This window comes from Brucella sp. (genome assembly GCF_032066345.1).
In the GTDB taxonomy this organism is placed as follows: domain Bacteria; phylum Pseudomonadota; class Alphaproteobacteria; order Rhizobiales; family Rhizobiaceae; genus Brucella; species Brucella pseudogrignonensis.
On the sequence record NZ_DAMBKZ010000013.1, the window covers coordinates 76906 to 97694 of the forward strand.

Sequence of the window (20789 nt, forward strand, 5' to 3'; positions counted from 1 at the left end):
GCAAAAGTAGGACAAGTGACGCAAGCGCCGCCTTTTATACCGTGATCTTTTACAGTTTTGTGTCGCCCTGCATTTCGCGTTCCTTGAACCACTGGGTCAGAAAGTCGACGAGAGCGCGGATTTTGGCTGGCAAATAGCGACGATGCGGATAGACCGCATAGATGCCGCCATCCCTTACGATGAATTCATCGAGGCAGGGAATGAGCCTGCCGCGCTCGATCTCTTCTTCCGCAATAAAGGCTGGAAGCGAGCAAAATCCAAGTCCGGCAATTGCGGCGGTCTTGGTCGCAACCGGACTGTTGACTTCGATTGGGCCATTGACCGTCACCGTCATCATCGAGCCGTCGGTATTGCGGAAATGCCAGTTGTTGCGTGAGCGGGCATTGGTGTCGATGATGCAAGGCTTGTCGTGCAGATCTTCCGGGCGTTCGGGCTTGCCAACGCGCGCAATCAGCTCTGGCGCACCGCACAAAACGGAATGGAACGGTGACAGCCTTTTGGCAATGAGCGAGGAATCCTGCAAACGCGTGATGCGGATTGCAAGGTCGAAGCCTTCTTCCACCATATCAACGAAACGATCATCCAGCCGCACGTCGAGCACGATTTCCGGATGGGCAAGACAGAAATCGATCAGCGATTGCCCGATCACCGCATCGGCAAAGGTACGCGGCGCTGAAAGCTTGATGCGTCCGCGCGCGTCTGAACTTGTTTCGCTGACGGCATCCTGAAGCGCGTCGATCTCGCGGATGATCTCGACAGCGCGGTGATAATAGGTGTGTCCGGCTTCTGTCAGCGAGAACTGGCGCGTGGTGCGGTTCAAAAGACGGGCGCCAAGCTCGTCTTCAAGTTCACGCACATATTTGGAAAGCAGCGCCTTGGAGCGTCCGATCTTTCGCGCCGCAGCCGAAAAACCTTCCGCTTCAACCACGTCGATGAATGCGCGCATACGTGTGAGGGTGTCCATGGTCTAGTCCTGCTTTTCGAGAATGTTTCGGCCAAGCGCAATAAGCGCCCGGTCGCTGCCGCGTGGGCCAATGAATGAGATGCCAAATGGCGCGCCGTGAACCTGTCCCAGTGGAACAGTAATCTGTGGCAGGCCGGATAGCACGGAAAGGCAAAGTAGGCGCAGAGCCTGTTCCCGATAGGCTTGCAGGCTCTCGAATGGTTCGTTTGCGAAAGGTGCTGCACCCGGTACGGTTGGCAGTGCCAGAACCGCGTTGTCACCGATGATTGTTCCCAATTCCTGTGTGAAACGCGCACGGCGGATGCGATGCCGGGCTACTGCTTCGTCGGAGATTTCCGAGCCGTACGCAAAACGGTCCGCAACGCCGGGGCCAAGCTTGCGATCACCGGATGAAATCCACGCACCATGCGTGTTCCATGCTTCCCAGCCCTGTATCTGGCGGAAGGTGAGATAGAGTTCGTCGATTGACAAGGTTGACTGGCTGGCAGCCTTAAGACTTGCAAAATGCGGACGCACTTTCGCAAACATGGCGCGATAGCTGTCTGTTTCAGGATGATCGAGCAGCAGATGCTCAAGAAGAGGCATATAAAGAAGCTGCGAGAAGCTGAAGTTCTGCTCATCATCGCCGAGCAGAACTTGCCCGACCTTTTCATAAAGCGCGATGTCGCGGGCAAACCAGCCGATTGTGTCGAGCGAAGGCGCAAGCGGCATGATGCCTTCAAGCGGAATGCGCCCATGTGTGGTACGCAGGCCGATCAGCCCGCAGAAGCTGGCAGGCGCGCGGATTGAACCGCCGGTATCAGAGCCGAGCGCTATATCTGCGATTTTTCCGGCGACCGACGCCGCAGACCCGGATGAAGACCCACCGGTAACGCGGTCGGGCGCTGCGGGATTGATCGGGTAGGGGAAATGCGAATTTTGCCCCATCAAAGAGAAGGCCAGCTCATCGGTCTGCGTTTTGCCGATCACTGTTGCACCCGCCGCGAGCAGCTTCTCGACGACGGGCGCCGATTTTTCGGCTGCAACTGATTCGGCCAAAATCTGCGGATTACCGCAGCCTGTTTTCATTCCTGCGACATCATAAATGTCTTTGACTGCCAAAGTTGCGCCCTGAAGAGCGCCATTGACCGAAGGTGCAGGTGCGATTTCAGCTTTTGTGATGAGGGCGTTGAAGGAATCGAGGCTGGTCATTGTTCACGACTTGCTGTCGAAATCAGCATTTATGGTTAAGAAAAGAGAAATTTATACGGTAGATTGTTTCACTAATATTGAACAATGGCAAGCACAGTGAATGCGTTGAGCCCCCTAAAAATTATTTTCGCTCGGCCCTGATTTGTCATTGAATGAACACATGTTTGGGATTATATCGCCCTTGCCCAAAGTCGCACGTGCCTGTGGGTGTCCGCCGATCCTCGAATGGTGAGGAATTCGGTACGGTACCTGGACCTAACCGCTCCAGTTGATCTGTAGGCCAACCGCCAGATCAAGGACATCTTGAAGCAACGACGGTGCGGGCCTTTCTAGTGTCTTTCGGCTGTCCAAAAGCCGGAATTACTGAAGAGGCACACCTTCATTGCCAGAAGTGCGGATGCGGTTCTCCAATTCCAATCCAAGGCAGACAAAGCGGAGTAACGCGGATTTAGCGTTGTTCCATCGCCGCATGAGTTTTCGCGTGACCTCAGCACCTCCAAAGGCTGGCCTCACCGCGGATGCGCTTATGCTTACTTTGTCTCTTAGAGAATTTTCGGGTCCATGGGGGACCCGGTCTGATTCCCTAAGTGTTTTTTCTGCGCAATTCCGAAAAGGGTTGCGCTCTAGATGCGGCCAATCAAGCCGCGCGGGAGAACGACCATGGCAACTCAGCGTATTATTGACTTCCTCAACACCCGCCGCCCAGATGGCCCTTGCCTCGTCGTGGACACTGACGTCGTGCGCGAAAACTATCAGAATTTTGAAAAGGCATTGCCTTACTCGCGCATTTTCTATGCTGTGAAGGCAAATCCTGCACCTGAAGTCCTGCGTCTTCTTGCATCGCTTGGCTCGTGCTTCGATACGGCATCGGTTGCCGAAATCGAAATGGCACTGGAAGCCGGCGCAACGCCAAACCGCATCTCTTATGGCAACACCATCAAGAAGGAGCGCGATGTTGCGCGTGCTTTCGAGCTGGGCATCCGCCTCTTTGCCGTTGATTGCGTTGAAGAAGTCGAAAAGGTTGCGCGCGCAGCTCCCGGCAGCCGCGTGTTCTGCCGCGTTCTGACCGATGGTGAAGGTGCTGAATGGCCACTGTCGCGCAAGTTCGGTTGCGTGCCTGCCATGGCTATCGACGTGCTGCGTCATGCAAAATCGCTCGGCCTCGACTCCTACGGTGTGTCGTTCCACGTCGGCTCGCAGCAGACGGACCTCACCGCATGGGATCGCGCTCTTAGCGATGCTGCATCGGTATTCCGCACGCTGGCTGACGAAGGCATCGTCCTTCGCATGGTCAATATGGGCGGCGGTTTCCCAACCCGCTACCTCAAGGATGTACCGACCGCACAGGCTTACGGCATGGCGATCTTCGATGCGCTGTCGAAGCATTTCGGCAACCGCATTCCAGAAACCATCATTGAACCGGGCCGCGGCATGGTTGGCAATGCAGGCGTGATCAAGACCGAAGTGGTTCTGGTTTCGCGCAAGTCGGACAACGACAATGTTCGTTGGGTCTATCTCGACATCGGCAAATTCGGCGGTCTGGCCGAAACCATGGACGAGGCGATCCGCTACCAGATCGTGACTCCACATGATGGTGGCGAAACCGAACCTTGCGTGCTGGCTGGCCCAACCTGCGACAGTGCGGATGTTCTTTATGAAAAGACGCCGTATCCGCTGCCGGTTTCGCTGACCATCGGTGATGAAGTTCTCATCGAAGGCACAGGCGCCTACACCACCACCTATTCGGCGGTGGCGTTCAACGGCTTCGAACCACTCCGATCCTACGTCATCTAACCGGCCGGGTTAGGTATGATCCCGAAAAGTGGGAACCGGTTTTCGGATTAGATCATACCGTTATAAGTCCGACCGATCCTCTCAATCTGCCCGGCGCTGAAAAGTGCTGGGCAGGATGTGCGGCTGCCCATTTTTAGGGTGCGATGTCATGAACGCAAATCTGGAAATTCAGGAAAATACCCTAGCCGGTCTTTCGCCGCTTTTTGTACCAGCTTTCACCATCGCGGGTGAAGCAGTGGAACACATCATTGCGCGTGAAGCTCTGCTTGATCGCGCGATGGGCGAAGGCCGTCGCAGGAAATCGTCGGAGAAACTGCGCCGTGGTCGTCTGCCCGCGGAAGGTCTGGCTTTTTCGGCGATTGATGACCATGGAATGCTGGCGGGCACTGTTCGGTTGTGGAATGTCCATACCGGTCTGGATGCGTTCGGCTTTCCGGTTTCAGCTCTGTTGCTCGGCCCGCTTGCAGTCGATCCATCAACTGCCGGTCGCGGTATCGGTTCGGCCTTGATGCAGCACGCAATTGCCGAGGCAAAGCGGCTTGGTCATGGCGCTATTCTGCTGGTCGGTGATCCGGAATATTACAGCCGTTTCGGCTTTACTGCCGAGAAGACCGGTGAACTTGCCATGCCCGGCCCGTTTGAAAAGCGTCGGTTTCTGGCGCTGGAGCTAAAGGTCGGTCATCTCGATGGCGCGCAGGGAATTCTGCGTGCCAGCGGACGCAAGATCTCGCGATCTTAACTGATACGCACCAGCCGTCCGAAGTTGCGGACGGCTGTTATTGCCAGACCCAGCATAAAGCCCGCAATCAGCCCTGCAATTACAATCAGCTTGCGTGTCGATCCGGCCGGATCAAGCGGCGGACGTGCTTCCGAAATCACACGAACATTGGTGGTCGTGATGCCTTCCTGTTCACTCGTTTCACGCGAGCGCAGGAGGAATGCTTCATAGACTGAACGCAACGTCGTTGCTTCGCGCTCCAGCTCGCGCAGCTTCACGCGATCATTGTTGCTATTGGCCTGTTGTGACTTGAGCTGCGCAAGTCGGGCGCTCAGGTCTTTCTCTTGCTGCACGGAACGCGCGACTTCGACCTGCAATGAAGCGCGAATGCGACGCAGTTCCGCATCAATATCATTGAGAACAGTCTGCTTCTGAGATTGAAGCTGAATGAATTGCGGATGGCGTGGGCCAAGCTGGGTGGACGCACCATTGGCGTTCTGGCTCGCCAGTGCATATTGCGCACGCAAGGCTGTCAGCGTGTTGGAACGCAAATCTTCCGGCAGGGTGCCGGAGATAACGCTGCCGGTATTGGCATCGCTAAGCACCTGTACCCGCGCCTGAAGCCGCATGGTTTCCGCGCGCTGATTGGTCAGCTGATCGTTGAGGCGCGACAAATCATTGTCACTGATAAGCTTGCCATCGACATCAACCAGATCGCGTGAGGCGCGATAATCTGCAGCTGCCTTCTCCGCATTCTCGACATTGCCCCGCATATCGGCGAGACGCTTTGAAAGTTCGTCCGCATTGCGGCGAGCCACATCTGACTGAAGCGAATCAAGCTCTGTCTGGAAAACGGAACCAATAAGATTGGCGATTTCAGCCGATTTCTCGGCATTTCGCGTCTTGACCGAAATCGAATAGATGAAGGTCTTGGCATCTCGACCGATGGTCAGACTATCATAGAGATTGTAGAGAACGCGGGTTTCAAGCGCCTGACCGTCACTGGCCGTTTTCGGCCGGAACATGGTTTTCAGCTGCGCGAAGAAACCGGCGACACCCGTAGGTACAAAACTACCATTAAACTCGGGGTCTTTGGTGAGATCTGCTTTATCAATAACTTTGAGAAGTACGCTGCTCGAATCAAGCAGGCGTGCCTGACTTTCAGCGATGGCCAAAGAGGCGTCGGTCGGTAATTGTCCCGGGGTGAGCTCGGTGCCAACAGACCGCACATTACGCGGATCGACGAGAATATCGGTGGAGGCCACAAACATCTGCGGAATGGTCAGCGCATAAAGCGTAGCCACTATGCCGCCGAGCAAGGTCGTGGCCAGTAGCAAGCGACGAGAACCCTTCACCACTTCGATCGCAACACGCGGATCGATCAGCGGTTTCCATTCATTGTCCGGTGCATCACGTCGGGCAGGCAGCGCAGTTTCGCCAGCGGCTGCTTCCTGTACTGGTTCAGAAGGCTGTGGCAGCGCATCTTTCGGTGACTTTTCACGCGCTTCACGCTCGGCAATCTTGCGCTCAAGCTCGGCTTTGATCGCGGCCATGCGACTGCGAAGCTCGGAAACTTCTTTCTCTTCTGCTGCTTTGTTTGCCTGCTGTGAGCGGAAAAGCTCTGCCCGTTCTTCAGGCGTTGCAGGGGGTGTCCATGGCGGCGCAATGGTCTGAGATTCGTTTTTGGACGCGTCAGATTCTTCGCGGCTCGTCTCGGGCGCGTCTGAAAATGCCAGAAGAGGCTTTTCTTCTCTTCCTTTGTTGCGCTTGTCGTCACCGCTCATCGTCAAAGATGTCCGTACCCCGAAATATCGCTTACTCGCATCGGACTATAGGTTTTTTATGGAGAACAAATGGTTAATTTGCATCGCGATATTCGCGTTAGTGCTTTTTAATTAAGTCTTTTTCGCTAAGTATCGATTTACGGTCGGCATGTACGACTAAACAAGCAACAGGTAATATAAAGACGAGGCCCTTGGGTGATCGCGAAAGCAGTCCAGAAATTATTGGGTAGCCGAGGCGGCATGGTGCGGGATTATTTCTCGCTGTTTTCGGGTTCCGCCGGACGGCTGGTGGTTTCGCTTCTTTATTTCATTGCACTTGCAAACACCTTGCCGACAGGTGACTTCGGTATTTTTGCCACTGCATCCGGAACAGGTGTGGTGCTTTCGCGTCTGGTCTCGCTTGGGTTCAGCTCGCCGCTTTATCGCATCTCGACCGTCAAGCCTTTGCTGCTGGGAACCTATACGGCGGGCTATCTGGTGGCGGTGCTGTTGTCGCTGCCGCTTTTCGCGCTCTGTTCCTGGATCGTCTATTTCATCTTCTTCAGCCGGGATATTTCATTCCTGCCCTTTGCTGTGGTGGTGGTTGCCGAAGCGTTGTTTTGGCGCTCAACCGAAATGATCATCATCGTCAATAATGGTCTGCGCCGCTTCGGCATCTCAGCGCTTCTGGTGATTTTTGGCACGACCACGCGTGCCATTGCTGCCGTGCTGTTCATGTTTCTGGCAGCTAACCATGATGTTGCCCATTGGGCATGGTGGTATCTGGCTGCCAATGCGGTGGCATTGCTTTTCGCGTTGCGCTTCTATCCGAAAGTGAAACTGCGTTTTGAGCCGCGCCTTTATTTGAGACGCGTTTCCGATTCCATCGCCGTGATGGGGGCGGAGCTGCTGTTTTATATCCAGAGCGAACTCGACAAGCTTCTGGTTCTGAGTATTGGCGGGCCGACCACGGCGGGTATCTATGCGATCATTATGCGCCTTGTGGACCTGACGGCACTGCCGATCCGTTCGTTTAATATGATGCTGGTGCAAAAGCTCATGCGCAATCCGAATATGCTGGCGTCGCTGCGCATCAGGGCAGGGCTGGAACTTGCGGTTTTTGCCGTGTCGGTTGCAGGTCTTGGCGCAATGGTCATCTTCCTGCAGTTCTTCCCGACAGCACTTGGTGCAAGCGTAGCGCCGATTGTCGGTCTTCTGCCACTGGTCCTGCTGGTGCCGGGCTTCCGCAATCTCATCGAGTATCAGACAGAAATTCTTTATGCGCGCGGTCAGTCTGGCCTGCGCACTATAAGCATGGTGCTGATGACTGCGGCCAAGGCCTTGTTCGTCTGGCTGCTGCTGCTTTATCACGGCGACAACAACGACTGGATTGCCGGGCTTAACTTCGTCTTTGCCGGCATCTACATCCTCTCGCTGGTTTTCACCTATACCAGCATGAGACTGCCTGCAAAGCGGGTATAAAAAAGCCCGGAGTTTGGTGCTCCGGGCTTTATTCTTCTGAATCCACTAGAGCGCATCCCGAAAAGTGCGAAGCGGTTTTCGGAAAAAGATGCGCGTAGAAACAAATGGATAGAGCATTTCCAATAACTCAATCAAAACAGGAAATGCTCTAGATCACGCGCCGATGATCCGGCGAATGTCATTCACTGACAGGCTCAGGAATGACTGCATACCAATGGCAACCTGATGCGGTTCCATCTCGGCAATGAAGGTGCGGAACTCTTCTTCACTCGGCGGTGGTGCAAACCACTGCATACGGCAGAGATCATGGGTATCGTGGAAATGGCCTGCGCCTTCCAGAACATCATCGACATAATGGCCGTAGATGAAGCATTCCGAGAAGCGGCGGACATTGCCGATTGCGGCAACCCAATGCTGACCGGTGTGCTTTTCGATCCGCTCGCACATGCCGACGACTGAATCTCTGCGCCAGGAAACAAGCTGGCCGATATAATCATTCAGCGCGCTTTTGCCGTTTTTAACGCCAAGCAGTTTTCCGGCATTTTCCGCCCAGACCGGATGTTCCGGCCATTCGGGATTGGCAAGTGCATTGGGCCGATAGAACAGGCGCAACTTATCGCCCTGCCAGAGTGTGCTGCAATCGAAGGGCTTCACGAAAGCAGTGTCTGAATCGGTATAAAGAAGACCGTCTTCTTCCACCTTGCTGGCCAGCGCAATGCGGCGCAACTGCTGCACATGCCAGCCGCGCAACGGCTTGGTTTTGAAAGAAAGCCAGACACGACGGCGACCGAGATAGGTGGGATCGGGAAATGGGCGGATCCATGAAGGCAGCAAATCACGCTCATCGATCACGATGCGGTTTGCGCTCTCAATCTGTCGGAAGAGGGCTACATCCTTGCTGTCGACAAGAATGTAATGCTTGGTGAAACCGGTGACATGCTTGTCCATGGTTTCGCACAAGAGCTTGCAGCGCTCAAAGTCCTGATCCCAGCTGGCGGTAACAATTGCTGTCTTCAAGGCTTACCCCCTGAGAGCTTTTCCTTAGCCACGCGCCAGAGGAAAACCGGATTGCCAACGAGGTAGCGTTTCGCAAGACGGCGTGGTTCCTGCAGCAGACGATGCACCCACTCCATCTTGACTGTGCGGACCCAATGGGGCGCACGCTGTACGCGGCCCGTATGCAGGTCGAACAAGGCACCCACAGCACTCGCAATGGTACAATGTTCTGCCGTGATATGCTTGTCGATGAACATTTCCTGCCGGGGAACGCCCATGGCGACCAGCAGAATATCCGGATGATACTCTTTAAGCTGGGTGAGAATGCCGTCGATATCGGCAGGCTTGAAATAACCGTCCGATATCACGCGGAAATCGTGCTGCGGGATCTGCTTCTTGAACAACTGTGCCGCATCTGCAGCAACGCCGGGACCGCCGCCCAGAAGCGCCACTTTCATCGGCCGCTTGATGTGCTGCATCAGGCCGGGAATGAAGTCCGTGCCGTTGAGATTGGCCGGGAATTTTTCACCGTAGGCGACCTTGCTTGCGATATCGACGCCAATACCATCCGGCAGGATCAGATAGTCTTTAAGCGCTGCCATATAGGCCGGGTCTTCATGCGCAATATTGGCATTGTTGGCATTCAACCAGCCCTGCTTCATGAATTCATGGTTTTCGATCCGCTTCTCAAAATAAGCGAATGAACTGTCCCAGTCGAAACAGACAACTTTGATGCCGAGAATATTTCGATATTCGAGTTTTTCGGATGAACTATTCGTCATATTCAGTCTGCTTTTCCTGTAACGTCCTGAAGTTTCTTTAAGCCTCGGGCGATAGCACTGTCCATGCCTGCGATTTGTGCCTGTTTGAAGGCTTTGCCATCAAGTCTTTGATCGTCACCTTCGTTGATCGCTTTTAGACGTTCAACGATGGCTGCGGCAAATTCTGCAGGCTTGTCGGCGATTGTGCAGTTCGCTGGAATATTGCCAATGCCGCGAACAGAATGCGCGGTCGCGACACTTGGCTTGCCCAACTCGAATGTTTCTATGGTTTTAAGCTGTACGCCTGTGCCAGCACGGCTGATAAGCGGTATCAGCTTGCCGCTTTCGACAAAGGCTGTGGCATCCGGCACTTTGCCGAGAAAATTCACGCCTGGCCATGCTGCAATCAGATCAGCCGGCGTGTTTCCGGCGATGGCGATTGAGACATCCTTTGGCAGAAGCGGCTTTACCTCACGCAGGAACCATTCAAGGCCAATGCGGTTCGGATGCCATGTCCATGTGCCGATCAGCGTAAGATCATATTTGGCTGCTTCTGGCTTTACGGTCTGGCTATTGCCGGGCATTACGAGGGGCAGGGTCGCAAACTTGTCGTTGTTGAGGCCCAGCGCCGGACCGTCATCTTCCGCAAAAGTGAAGACAAAGCTGGCCTGTTTGCAAAGCCTGTTCTCCAGCTTTTTGAGAATGCGCGCCTCTCGGCCAAACAGGAATTTCTGGACCTTGCCTTTGGCATCGGCTGCGTTTTCCTCTGCCGAGCGATACTCGACATTATGGGCAACGAAAAGCGACGGCTTGTCCTTAAAAATTCCTTCAAATGCGCCTGGTAGAGTAACGCCATTGAGCACGTAAGCATCGAATTCACCAAGTTCGGTGATCGCATTGTGCAATTCGATTGCCGGGATCACCCGTAACTTTGCCGAGGAAACTGTGAGGCCGGTCAGGAAAGATTTGAGCACCCATCCGATCTTGCGCTTGATGCCCGCACCTTCAGTGCGGACTTCGACTTCGCCGAGTACAATTGTGTCCTTGTCTTCCGCAGCCTTGTGGCCCGGCCATGTAAAGCCCAGAACGGTCACATGCGCGCCAGCACGGCGAAGCCCATCAATAACCGCGGCATTCGCGACTTCATAACCTGTTGAGGCGACTGCATGCGGAACAAGCGATGTCACGAAGACAAGACGAAACGGTTGCAATTCAACTCCTGACGGCTCTTAATGAATGTTTATTGAAGCTAGTGTCTACAGCCATGCGGTGAACTTTTCTTTAAGCGTTTATCAATAGTGGAAAGATAAACATAAAAACCTAAATCCTAGAAATAATCGGATGCTGTGATGCCAGATTTACCGGATCATATTGAAGTAATCGCTAAAACGCCTGGTCTTCCCTATGACGAGATCGACATCGTCGTTTCGCTCCCGACATTCAAGCGGCCAGAGCACCTGATACGCACACTCGACACGCTGAATGCGCAGACAACCAAGCGCAAATGGGCGGTTGTCGTGATCGAGAACGAAACCGAAAAGAAGGAAGGCGCAACCGTTGCCGCTCCGCTTTTCGAAGCCGGCAAATATCGTGGTATGCTGATCGGTGAATCCCACCGCGGCAACTGCAATGCCTATAATGCTGGTTGGTTGACTGCGACCAAATTTTTCCCGAACTTCAAATATGTCATCGTCATCGATGACGATGAGTTGGCCGATCCAGATTGGATCGAAAACATGGTTGCAACCGCTGAGCGTTACGACGTTAGCCTCGTTGGCGGTCCACAGTTTCCGATTTTTGAAAAGCCGAATTCGGAACAGTGGGCAAAGCACCCGGTCTTCCTGCCGCATTATACCAAGACCGGTCCGGTTCCGATCATCTACTCCTCGGGTAATCTGCTGATCGCACGCGCAGTTCTTGAGGCCCATAGCTATCCGTTTATGGATCTCAAGTTCAACTTCACAGGCGGCGGCGATTCCGACTTCCTGTCCCGCTCAATCGCCAAGGGCTTCAAAGTTGCCTGGTGTGCGGAAGGCATTGTGCGCGAAACTATCCCTGCACGCCGCCTGGAAAATGACTGGATCAGATCACGCGGTCTGCGCAACGGCGTTCTTTCGACGCTGATCGAACAGCGCAAGCGCAAGGATGAACCTTTCGGTCAGGTGCGCGTGTTCCTGAAGAGCCTTGCTCTGCTGGCTTACTCGCCGATCAAGGCAGTCAGAAGAGGTGTTGCTGCTGGCTTTGCACCTGTCGGCACCTACTTCATCCATATCGGTCTGGGCCGAGTGATGGCCCATTTTGGATATCTGAATGAGCAGTATCGCAACCCGGACAAGAACTAGTTCAGGTTCGTCCGATCCGATGCGGGTGACGATGCGCCAGATTGCGCTCGTCACCGCGACGGTTATTTTCTGCATTTTGCTGATTTCTTTCCGCCCGTTTTCCATGCCCGTCGCACCCGATGGGCCGCAAGCGGGCGACACCGTCAATCAGCTGGGCTTTGGTCTCGTTGGCGCAATAGCACTGGCTGCATTGGCCATGTTTGCTGATCCGCGCAAACTGATGCGGCTGGTCAGTCTCGGCTGGCTGCTCATGTTTGGCTTGTTGTTGGCATCTGCTTTCGTAAGTCCCGATCCGGGAACTGCCATTCGCGGGGTCATGCTGACACTGATCGGTGTTCTGGCAATTGTTGCAGTTCTCGCCCTGCCACAAGATGCTGACGGTTATTCCGTGATGCTGCTCACAGTAGCCTCTATCGTTATTGTCGTTTCTTATGCCGGTGTCGTGCTGCTGCCTAATCTTGGCACGCATGGCGTTGATGTGAGCGAGCCACAGAATTCGTTTCTCTGGCGTGGTGTTTTCACACACAAGAACATCGCCGGGCCAGTCATGGCGCTCTTCGCTTTTGGAGGCATCTATTTGTGGCGGCGCGGCTGGCGGGTCAGCGGTGCGGTTATTGCTTTGTTGGCGTTGTTCTTCGTGGCGCATACCGGCTCAAAAACTACGGTTGCTCTGGTTCCCTTCGCCATGCTTCTGGTCATTGGTCCGGGCGTGTTCGGTATCCGTGGACTGGCACCGCTCATGATCCTTGCCATTCAGGTGGTATTTGCGCTGTTTACCATCGGCACTGTTCTGTTCGAGCCGCTGCACCAGATCGTCCTGAAATTCTCCGTTGATCCAACCTTTACCGGGCGCACATCAATCTGGGCTTTTGCCGTCGAGGCGCTGCACAGCCGCCCTTGGATCGGCTTTGGCTATGAAAGTTTCTGGGGCACTGATCGCGTCAAGGAAGCAGCCCATCCTTATTATCTCGACTGGGATGTGCGTGGCATCGTGCATGGCCATAATGGCTATCTCGACATCACGCTTTCCATGGGCCTTATCGGTCTGATCTGCGCAATTTTCGTCATTATCATCATGCCGCTGGTGAACTACATGCGGTGCAGGCCGACACGCGAAAACCTGTTGCTGGCAGATTTCTTTCTGATGTTTGTGTTCTTCGGCACGCTCAACGCGATGCTGGAAAGCTTCTTCTTCCGTCGCATGGACCCGGTCTGGCTCATGCTCATCTTTGCGATTTTTGGCCTGCGCATGACGGCCAAAGTCACCATCCCAAAACGGTCTGTCTAGAGTTGTTCCTGTTGAAAGAGAATCGTAGGAACCGCTCTATCTTTATGTTTTTACGCATTATCCTAAGCAAAACCGCTTCGCACTTTTGCTGGAAATGCTCTAATCGGAGTTATCCATGAATATTGCGATCATTGGCACGGGCTTCGTCGCCGATTACTACATGACCACGCTGCGCAATTATCCGCAATTGAAGCTGCTCGGTGCCTTTGATCGCTCGGCTGAACGGCTCAAGGTATTTGCTGCGCATTATAAGGTGCGCGCTTATGAAAGCTTTGAGGCAATTCTTGCCGACAAAGACGTGCAGATCGTTCTCAACCTGACGACGCCGGAAAGTCATTATGCCATTTCACGCGCGGCTCTTGAGGCGGGCAAGCATGTCTATTCCGAAAAGCCGCTGGCGATGGATTTCAATGATGCCAAAGCGCTGGTTGAGTTTGCTGCGGCAAACGGACTGACACTGGCAGCCGCACCGGCCAATGGTCTCAGTGACGCGCAGAAATTGGTCTCACAGTCCATGGGCGAGATCGGTACGCCGCGCCTGGTCTATGCAGAAATGGAAGACGGCCCGGTTTTTCGCGATAAATGGGCGACATGGCGCTCGCAATCGGGCGCGCCTTGGCCGGGTCTGCATGAGTTTGAGATTGGTTGCACACTGGAACATGCAGGTTATGCACTCTCATGGCTCGTGTCGCTTTTTGGCCCCGTTGAAAGCGTGACCGCCTTCTCCTCGATCACCTTCCAGAACAAGGGACCGGGAACGGAGCATCTGCACATGGCACCGGATTTCTCCGTCGGTTGCCTGCGTTTCAAATCCGGTCTTGTTGCGCGTCTGACGTCCGGCCTTGCAATGCCGAAGGATCGCAGCCTGACAATCGTGGCCGACAAAGGTTCCATCACCGTCGATGATCTTTGGGATAACCGATCTGCTGTGCGACTTGAATCGACCACCAAAAAGCGTTCTATCCTGTCACGCGTCTTTGGTCGCGTGGAAGCAAAGCTCGGCAAGACTTTACCATGGAAACCGGCTGTCGGCAGCAAGCTCGCCTATCCAAAAGGCGCTGCGCTAAGCCTGCCGTCATTCCCATCGCAGATCGATTTCATGCGTGGCGTGGCTGATCAGGCGCGCGCCATTGAAACCGGTAAGACGGCCTTTTTTTCCGGTGCGGTGGCCCTGCACATCACCGAAGTAGCCCTCGCGCTCAATAATGCTGGCGAAAACGCTGCACCTTATAAGGTTCAGAGCAGCTTCTAATCAGGTTGCTTACTAAGCACAGTGCTGACGATGTTTGCCACCGCAGCACTGTGTTCAAGCGGCATGATCGGGCTTGAAATCTCGCCGCGTGTCACGGCATCGCGCACGGCTTGCGCCTGAAACTGCAATCCGTTTCCAGCAAAAGCATGGTGTTCAACCGTTCTGCCCGGCAAAGGCAGGCGGTTCAGAACCTTGCCAATCAACCCACCCGGTCCTTTCGGACCAAGGGCTGAATTCAGCACATTAGCGGAAAAAATCGTCAGACGCTGTGCTTTCAGAAACGGTGCGTGAATGAGGATCGCACCGTTTGTGCCTTCAATCAGCATCTGGTTCTGACCATCCCGATCAAAGCCGCATGAGAGCTCAGCTGTAGCATTTGCATATGTCAGCGTGATTTCCGTTCGCATGTCGACGCCGCTTTTGGCCTTGGTCCAGCGTCCGTTGACAGTGTCGGGCAGGCCGAGAAAACTCAACGCAAGCGAAACCGGATATACGCCGAGATCGAAGGCGGCACCGCCGCCAAGTGCCGGATTGAAAAACCGGCTTTGCGGATCTTCCGCACGGAAATAGGAGAGGTCGGCCTCGATACGCTTTACCGTCCCAATGCGACCGCTTTTGATATGCTCACGGGTGGCATGAATCGCCGGAAGGAACCGGCTCCACATCGCTTCCATGGCAAAGACATTATGCGCCCTGCTTGCGGATGCAATCTGGTTGCCACCATCTGCGTCGAGCGTCAGCGGCTTTTCCGTGAGACACGCTTTGCCCGCGACGATTGCCTGCAATGTCTGCGGCACATGCATGGCATTGGGTGTGGCAATGTAAACGGCATCGATATCAGCGCTGTTGAGAAATGCAGCGGCATCATCAAAGGCATTGTCCGCGCCGATGCGGGTTTTGAAGCTTGTCGCACTCTCCATCGAGCGCGAACAGACCGCCGTCACGCGCATGTCGCCGCTTGCCTGAATATCGGCTGCGAAGGCGCTGGCAATCGTGCCTGTACCCCAGATACCCCAGCGAAAATCCTTGCCGTCGCGCTGCTTACTCGTCATGGTTTTACCGCCAACCCCTTCGCGATACCCTTGTCATTCATCTGTTGTATATCGCATGATATGCGGGATTACGACCGGCTTTGCCTGCCGCGTCCTTCTTCATGTGATCAAGGTAAAAATATGGGTGGAATTGTTGTAGCCGTTGCGCGCGACGCCGAGCATCGTTTCTCGAAACAGCTGGTTTCAGAGATAAGCATTGTTGCAGGCCAGGGCGTTGAAGGCGACGCGCATAAGGGTGTTACCGTCAAACATCGTTCGCGCGTAAAGGCCGATCCGACTCAGCCGAACTTGCGTCAGGTCCATCTTATTCAGGCGGAGCTTTTCGATGAGCTCATCGAGAAGGGCTTTGACATTGCGCCCGCGCAGCTGGGTGAAAACATCACCACGCGCGGGATTGACCTGCTCGCACTGCCCAAGTCGGCCATCCTCAAAATTGGGTCCGATGTTGTTCTCGAACTCACCGGCCTGCGCAATCCATGTTCGCAGATTGAAAGCTTTGAAAAGGGGCTTCTTGGTGCTGTCCTCGATAAAACGGAAGACGGCGAACTGGTGCGCAAAGCAGGTGTCATGTCGATCGTTATTGCGGGCGGAAATGTGCAGGCTGGTGATAATATCGAGATTGAACTGCCACCGCTGCCACATGTGAAACTTGAGCGTGTTTGAGCATTTAAATCGGTTAGTATTTTAGAAAAAGGCCTATCAAATTTGCGTCATATGCCCTAGATCATCCAACAATAGGATACAGACTGTACGCGCTGGCGCTAAATACTGCGACAGCAGCAGCTAAGACAGTCCAGTCTGTCGGCTCTCTATTTCTGTATGACAAGCCAGTTGGCTGTGTTTCAAAAGGGCAAAAAATGGAAAAAGCAGATATCGGAATGGTCGGCCTCGGCGTGATGGGTTCGAACCTTGCGCTGAACATCGCCGAGAAGGGCTACACGGTAGCCGTCTATGACCGCGACGAGCCCGTCCTGCAAGCATTCATAGAAAAAGCTGGCGCGCTGCGTGACAAGATTATCCCTTGCGCCACTTTTGAAGAACTGGCTGACAATATCCGCAAGCCACGTCCAATCATCTTCCTGATCAAGGCTGGCGCACCAGTTGACGCTGAAACCACCCGCCTCAAGGCTTATCTTGAGCAGGGCGACATCATGATCGATGCCGGCAACTCCGACTATCGCGACACGATGCGTCGTCTGAAGGCACTTGGCCCGAACGATCCAACCTTTGTCGGCATGGGTGTATCGGGTGGCGCAGAAGGCGCCCGCAACGGACCATCGATGATGGTCGGCGGCACGCAGGAAGCCTATGATCGCATCGCGCCAATCCTTTTGGCTGCGGCTGCAAAATATAAAGGCGAACCTTGCTGTGCGCTGGTTGGCCCGGATGGCGCAGGCCATTTCGTGAAGACCGTTCACAACGGTATCGAATATGCAGATATGCAGATGATTGCCGAAATCTACGGCATTCTGCGCGATGGTCTCGGCCTTTCGGCGCCTGCAATCGGTGATGTGTTCGAGAAGTGGAATGCGGGTCCGCTCAATTCCTACCTAATTGAAATCACAGCAAAAGTTCTGAAGGCAACTGATCCTGAAACCGGCAAGGCGATGGTCGATATGATCCTCGATCAAGCTGGACAGAAGGGCACTGGCCGTTGGTCGGCGATTGAAGCACAGATGCTCGGCGTTCCTGCAACCGGCATTGAAGCAGCCGTTGACGCACGCTCGATTTCGTCGCTGAAAGCTGAACGTGAGGCCGCTGAAAAGGCTTATAAGCCTGCACCACGCACGCTTGATATTGCTGATCAGGCGCAGTTCCTTGCTGATCTTGAGCAGGGTCTGCTGGCGGGTAAGATCGTTGCCTATGCACAGGGCTTTGCAGTTCTGGCGGCCGCATCCAAGGAGCACGGCTGGAACATCCCGCTTGCAACCACCGCCCGCATCTGGCGCGAAGGCTGCATCATCCGTTCGCTGTTCCTCGACGATATTGCGCAGGCTTTTGAAGGCCAGGAAATCGAGAACCTTCTGCTGGTTCCTGCCTTTGTTGAACGTATGGGCAAGGCATCGAAGGGTCTTCGCAAGATCGTTGCACAGGCAGCACTTGCAGGTCTGCCGCTTCCCGCACTTGGTTCGGCATTGAGCTACTTCGACAGCTTTACGCAGTCGCAGGGTACGGCCAATGTCATTCAGGGGCAGCGCGACTTCTTTGGCTCGCACGGCTTCAAGCGCATTGACAAGGACGGTGATTTCCACGGTCCATGGGGCAACTAAGAGCTTAAACTTATGGCCCTGAGTGAGGATAATCACAAAAGGGCCATAATATTGACAGCGCCGGAACACAAGTTTCACAAAAAAGCCGCCCGTTTGGGCGGCTTTTTTGTGATGTCATGTAGCTTAATCGGCTAAGACGAGCAGATCATGCGATGCAAAATGCACCGTCACTTTGTCGCCACGCTGTGGTGGTGGCTGGGTGGGGTCATTGAATGTGTCGAATGACAACTGGTTCTTGCCAAGTGCCACACGCGTACGAATAACCGAACCGAGGAAGTGCACATCTTCGATGGTCGCATCGAGCGAAGTGTCGTGGCTCTTGCGCGCTTCCATGCTGACCGCTTCCGGACGCAGTGCGAGTGTGATCGCCTTGCCCTTCTGGTGATGGCTGAGCTCTTCATTCACCTTGATCGTGCGCCCGTCGAGGTCGATGCTGTTCTGGCCCGGTTCGGCAACCGATGCTTCAAGCATGTTGAGCGTGCCAACAAAGGAAGCAACGAAGCGCGATGCAGGACGGTTATAGATGTCGAACGGTGTTCCGATCTGATCAGCCCGGCCTTCATGCATGACGACGATACGATCAGAGATCGACAATGCTTCTTCCTGATCGTGCGTTACGAAAACCGTGGTGATGCCGAGCTTCTGCTGGATCGCACGGATTTCCTGACGCAGCGAGATACGGATCTTCGCATCAAGTGCCGAAAGCGGTTCATCAAGGAGAAGCACTTGCGGTTTGGTTGCAAGCGCACGGGCCAAGGCCACACGCTGCTGCTGGCCACCGGACATCTGATAAGGATAACGATCTGCAAGATGCTCAAGCTTGATGAGACTGAGCATTTCCTTGACCGTCGCGTCGATTTCGGCCTTCGACTTGCCCGAAACCCGCAGACCGAATGCCACGTTCTGGGCAACGGTCATGTTCGGAAACAGCGCATAGGCCTGAAAGACCATGCCGATATTGCGCTGGTTTGGCTTGAGATCGACAACATCTTTGCCATCAATTTCAATTGCGCCCTGATCGGCACTTTCAAAGCCCGCGATCATGCGCAGAACCGTGGTCTTGCCGCAGCCCGATGGGCCGAGGAAGGAAACGAATTCGCCCTTTTCGACAGCGAGGTTGAAATCGTGGACGACGGTAGTGGCGCCGAAGCTCTTTTTCAGGTGCTTGAGATTAAGAAAAGCCATGAATGTTACCCGGCGGTTGTCTTGAATTTGTTGAGGCGCGAAACGAGCTGCAACATGATGATGCTGAGCCACGTAATACCGAAGGAAATAATCGCCAGCGCGGAAGGTTCATAAGCGCGGTTTGCGCCGACGAGCTGGAGATAAGGACCAAAGGCAGGACGGTTGAGCAAGGATGCCAGCGTGAATTCACCAATGACGATAGCAAAGGTGATGAAAGCACCGCTCATGACGCCTGACATCACATTGGGGAAAATCACTTTGAACATGATCCGGCCCCAGCCAGCGCCAAGGCTCTGGGCTGCTTCGGTCAGCGTGCGAACATCAATTGTGCGCATAGCCGTATCGACTGCGCGATACATGTATGGCAGCGATAAAGTCATATAGCCGAACATCAACAACAGGTCGGTTGCACGCGTGGACGAGGTGAATGGCAGCCACGACGATGAGTTATAAATGCGCAGATAACCGAACACGATCACGATTGCCGGAATGACAAGCGGCATCAGCGTGATGAACTCGATTAGCGGACGCAGATGCGGCAGACGAAGGCGAACCCAATAGGCGGTCGGCACAACAAGCAGCACACCGAAGATGATCGTCAGGATGCCAAGCAGGATCGAATAGCCGAACGTTGCCTGGAAATTCGGATCGCTGAAAACCACGCGATAGGCGTCGAAGGAATATTCGCCACGACGCATACGCAGCGAAAATTCAAAGGTGCCGATCAGCGGAACGAGGAAGTAGATTGCGCCGATAAAGAAGGCGATCCATGCACCGATCTTCTGGAGGTTGAAGCCCTTTTTCATCGCTGCCACCTTTCGGCACGCATACGCAGCCAGATGTAAAGGAGGTTGGAAAGGCCAGTGATGACGATCATGCCGAGTGCCAGCGCGTAGCCCAGATTCTGGTTATGCAGAACGTCGCCTCTGATCTGCGCATAGAGCAGGATCGGAACGATGTTGAGCGACGAGCCGGTCAGCGCATAGGCGGTTGCAATGGCGCCAAAGGCGTTTGCGAACAGAAGCAGCGTTGTGCCGAGCAGGCTTGGCCAGAGAATCGGAAACGCAACCATGCGCCAATATTGAAGATTGGTCGCGCCCAAGATCGAAGAGGCTTCACGCCATTCTTTCTTCAGGCCGTCCAGAGCAGGCGTCAGAATGAGCACCATCAGCGGAATCTGGAAGAACAGATAGGTGATGGTCAGACCGAAAAAGCTCAGAAGGTTGAAGCCGGTCGAGTACAGATTGAAACCGAACCACTCACGCAACAGGATTGTTACGAAGCCGGTACGGCCAAGAGTCGCGAGAAACGCGAAGGCCAGCGGAACGCCAGCGAAATTCGATGCAACGCCCGAGAAGGTCAGAACTGTTGGACGCAGCCAGCGTGGCAGATTGCCAAGCACCACAGCCCAGGCCAGAAAGAAGCCGATCAATGCGCCACCGAGCGCCGATGCGAGGCTTACTTTGATCGAAATCCAGTAGGCACTCATAATTTGAGGCTGGAAGAGATCCTGAACATTCTGAAGCGTGAAATTGCCATCGGGGTCCTGAAACGCACCGATGATGAGATACATTGTCGGCCAAAGCAGGAACAGAATGGCAAACAAGAAGAAAGGCGCGACGCCAATCCACGATAGCGGCAACTGACGCTTTCGCACCCCGCTGACCGGTGCGGTTGTTTCGGCTGATGAACTCATGCGTTCTTTCTTTAAGGCATAATCCTGAAGAGCGG

The 20789-nt window shown here is 54.4% G+C and carries 18 protein-coding genes; 8 read left to right on the forward strand and 10 right to left on the reverse strand.

The annotated features are described in order from the left end of the window. Positions 1-49: 49 nt before the first annotated feature. Both RT142_RS16340 and RT142_RS16345 read right to left on the reverse strand, forming a co-directional pair. A complete protein-coding gene (locus RT142_RS16340; RefSeq protein ID WP_007877110.1) occupies positions 50-964 on the reverse strand; it encodes a LysR family transcriptional regulator in 915 nt (304 codons plus the stop codon). A 3-nt stretch (positions 965-967) separates the two neighbouring features. Next, positions 968-2155 (reverse strand): amidase, encoded by a 1188-nt coding sequence (locus RT142_RS16345; RefSeq protein ID WP_313029988.1) that lies wholly within the window; start codon positions 2153-2155, stop codon positions 968-970. A 660-nt stretch (positions 2156-2815) separates the two neighbouring features. Here RT142_RS16345 and odc2 point away from each other — a divergent pair. Next, on the forward strand, positions 2816-3949 hold the full coding sequence (odc2, locus tag RT142_RS16350) for an ornithine/lysine decarboxylase (protein WP_007877108.1): 1134 nt from the start codon (positions 2816-2818) through the stop codon (positions 3947-3949). Positions 3950-4097: 148 nt separating this feature from the next. Next, complete coding sequence (locus tag RT142_RS16355) at positions 4098-4688, forward strand: N-acetyltransferase (protein ID WP_313029990.1); 591 nt, start codon at positions 4098-4100, stop codon at positions 4686-4688. Here RT142_RS16355 and RT142_RS16360 read toward each other — a convergent pair. Next, on the reverse strand, positions 4685-6451 hold the full coding sequence (locus RT142_RS16360; protein WP_064321410.1) for a GumC family protein: 1767 nt from the start codon (positions 6449-6451) through the stop codon (positions 4685-4687). The two genes, RT142_RS16355 and RT142_RS16360, sit on opposite strands and share 4 nt — an antisense overlap. A 195-nt stretch (positions 6452-6646) precedes the next feature. Here RT142_RS16360 and RT142_RS16365 point away from each other — a divergent pair, with 195 nt between their 5' ends. Then, positions 6647-7912: a lipopolysaccharide biosynthesis protein gene (locus tag RT142_RS16365; protein ID WP_079213181.1), complete on the forward strand. Its 1266-nt coding sequence runs from the start codon at positions 6647-6649 to the stop codon at positions 7910-7912. A gap of 153 nt (positions 7913-8065) precedes the next feature. Here the strand turns inward: RT142_RS16365 and RT142_RS16370 are convergent, their stop codons facing one another. From RT142_RS16370 to RT142_RS16380, 3 genes are read right to left on the reverse strand one after another with little or no spacing between them, the layout of a single operon-like run. Next, the gene (locus RT142_RS16370) at positions 8066-8929 is read right to left on the reverse strand and encodes a DUF6492 family protein (protein ID WP_079213180.1); all 864 of its coding nucleotides are present in this window, start codon (positions 8927-8929) and stop codon (positions 8066-8068) included. Further along, positions 8926-9690 carry a WecB/TagA/CpsF family glycosyltransferase gene (locus tag RT142_RS16375; protein WP_079213179.1) on the reverse strand — a complete coding sequence of 255 codons (765 nt, stop codon included), beginning with the start codon at positions 9688-9690 and terminating at the stop codon, positions 8926-8928. Before RT142_RS16375 ends, RT142_RS16370 begins: the two co-directional genes overlap by 4 nt. 2 nt (positions 9691-9692) lie before the next feature. Beyond that, a complete protein-coding gene (locus tag RT142_RS16380) occupies positions 9693-10880 on the reverse strand; it encodes a glycosyltransferase (RefSeq protein WP_112814613.1) in 1188 nt (395 codons plus the stop codon). 138 nt (positions 10881-11018) lie between these two features. On the opposite strand from RT142_RS16380, the gene RT142_RS16385 reads away from it, so the two are divergent. From RT142_RS16385 to RT142_RS16395, 3 genes are all read left to right on the forward strand, one after another. Further along, positions 11019-12011, forward strand: a complete 993-nt coding sequence (locus tag RT142_RS16385; RefSeq protein WP_007877100.1) for a glycosyltransferase family 2 protein — start codon at positions 11019-11021, stop codon at positions 12009-12011. After that, positions 11980-13299 (forward strand): O-antigen ligase, encoded by a 1320-nt coding sequence (locus tag RT142_RS16390; RefSeq protein ID WP_313029994.1) that lies wholly within the window; start codon positions 11980-11982, stop codon positions 13297-13299. The genes RT142_RS16385 and RT142_RS16390 overlap by 32 nt, the downstream gene beginning before the upstream one ends. Positions 13300-13414: 115 nt before the next feature. After that, positions 13415-14551 carry a Gfo/Idh/MocA family oxidoreductase gene (locus RT142_RS16395; protein WP_313029995.1) on the forward strand — a complete coding sequence of 379 codons (1137 nt, stop codon included), beginning with the start codon at positions 13415-13417 and terminating at the stop codon, positions 14549-14551. On the opposite strand, the gene RT142_RS16400 is transcribed toward RT142_RS16395, so the two are convergent. Then, complete coding sequence (locus RT142_RS16400) at positions 14548-15603, reverse strand: Gfo/Idh/MocA family oxidoreductase (protein ID WP_313029996.1); 1056 nt, start codon at positions 15601-15603, stop codon at positions 14548-14550. The two genes, RT142_RS16395 and RT142_RS16400, sit on opposite strands and share 4 nt — an antisense overlap. 120 nt (positions 15604-15723) lie before the next feature. Between RT142_RS16400 and RT142_RS16405 the strand changes: the two genes are divergently transcribed. Both RT142_RS16405 and gndA read left to right on the forward strand, forming a co-directional pair. Beyond that, positions 15724-16266, forward strand: a complete 543-nt coding sequence (locus RT142_RS16405; RefSeq protein ID WP_313029999.1) for an MOSC domain-containing protein — start codon at positions 15724-15726, stop codon at positions 16264-16266. A gap of 194 nt (positions 16267-16460) precedes the next feature. Next, positions 16461-17873 carry an NADP-dependent phosphogluconate dehydrogenase gene (gene gndA, locus RT142_RS16410; protein ID WP_007877092.1) on the forward strand — a complete coding sequence of 471 codons (1413 nt, stop codon included), beginning with the start codon at positions 16461-16463 and terminating at the stop codon, positions 17871-17873. Between the two features lie 123 nt (positions 17874-17996). On the opposite strand, the gene RT142_RS16415 is transcribed toward gndA, so the two are convergent. The 3 genes from RT142_RS16415 to RT142_RS16425 are packed head-to-tail and all read right to left on the reverse strand — an operon-like array spanning position 17997 to position 20754. Further along, complete coding sequence (locus tag RT142_RS16415; RefSeq protein ID WP_007877090.1) at positions 17997-19058, reverse strand: ABC transporter ATP-binding protein; 1062 nt, start codon at positions 19056-19058, stop codon at positions 17997-17999. 5 nt (positions 19059-19063) lie between these two features. Then, entirely contained in the window at positions 19064-19864 is an 801-nt protein-coding gene (locus RT142_RS16420; protein ID WP_079213174.1) for an ABC transporter permease, read from the reverse strand. Continuing rightward, positions 19861-20754, reverse strand: a complete 894-nt coding sequence (locus tag RT142_RS16425) for an ABC transporter permease (protein WP_064321423.1) — start codon at positions 20752-20754, stop codon at positions 19861-19863. Before RT142_RS16425 ends, RT142_RS16420 begins: the two co-directional genes overlap by 4 nt. Positions 20755-20789: the final 35 nt, after the last annotated feature.

Excerpts from the sequence above, each read along its gene's own strand:
- RT142_RS16385 (WP_007877100.1), top strand. The coding sequence starts at position 11,019 with ATGCCAGATTTACCGGATCATATTGAAGTAATCGCTAAAACGCCTGGT.
- RT142_RS16390 (WP_313029994.1), top strand. The coding sequence starts at position 11,980 with ATGAGCAGTATCGCAACCCGGACAAGAACTAGTTCAGGTTCGTCCGAT.
- RT142_RS16375 (WP_079213179.1), bottom strand. The coding sequence starts at position 9,690 with ATGACGAATAGTTCATCCGAAAAACTCGAATATCGAAATATTCTCGGC.
- RT142_RS16405 (WP_313029999.1), top strand. The coding sequence starts at position 15,724 with ATGGGTGGAATTGTTGTAGCCGTTGCGCGCGACGCCGAGCATCGTTTC.
- RT142_RS16360 (WP_064321410.1), bottom strand. The coding sequence starts at position 6,451 with ATGAGCGGTGACGACAAGCGCAACAAAGGAAGAGAAGAAAAGCCTCTT.
- RT142_RS16400 (WP_313029996.1), bottom strand. The coding sequence starts at position 15,603 with ATGACGAGTAAGCAGCGCGACGGCAAGGATTTTCGCTGGGGTATCTGG.
- gndA (WP_007877092.1), top strand. The coding sequence starts at position 16,461 with ATGGAAAAAGCAGATATCGGAATGGTCGGCCTCGGCGTGATGGGTTCG.
- odc2 (WP_007877108.1), top strand. The coding sequence starts at position 2,816 with ATGGCAACTCAGCGTATTATTGACTTCCTCAACACCCGCCGCCCAGAT.
- RT142_RS16340 (WP_007877110.1), bottom strand. The coding sequence starts at position 964 with ATGGACACCCTCACACGTATGCGCGCATTCATCGACGTGGTTGAAGCG.
- RT142_RS16415 (WP_007877090.1), bottom strand. The coding sequence starts at position 19,058 with ATGGCTTTTCTTAATCTCAAGCACCTGAAAAAGAGCTTCGGCGCCACT.
- RT142_RS16345 (WP_313029988.1), bottom strand. The coding sequence starts at position 2,155 with ATGACCAGCCTCGATTCCTTCAACGCCCTCATCACAAAAGCTGAAATC.
- RT142_RS16395 (WP_313029995.1), top strand. The coding sequence starts at position 13,415 with ATGAATATTGCGATCATTGGCACGGGCTTCGTCGCCGATTACTACATG.
- RT142_RS16425 (WP_064321423.1), bottom strand. The coding sequence starts at position 20,754 with ATGAGTTCATCAGCCGAAACAACCGCACCGGTCAGCGGGGTGCGAAAG.
- RT142_RS16420 (WP_079213174.1), bottom strand. The coding sequence starts at position 19,864 with ATGAAAAAGGGCTTCAACCTCCAGAAGATCGGTGCATGGATCGCCTTC.
- RT142_RS16355 (WP_313029990.1), top strand. The coding sequence starts at position 4,098 with ATGAACGCAAATCTGGAAATTCAGGAAAATACCCTAGCCGGTCTTTCG.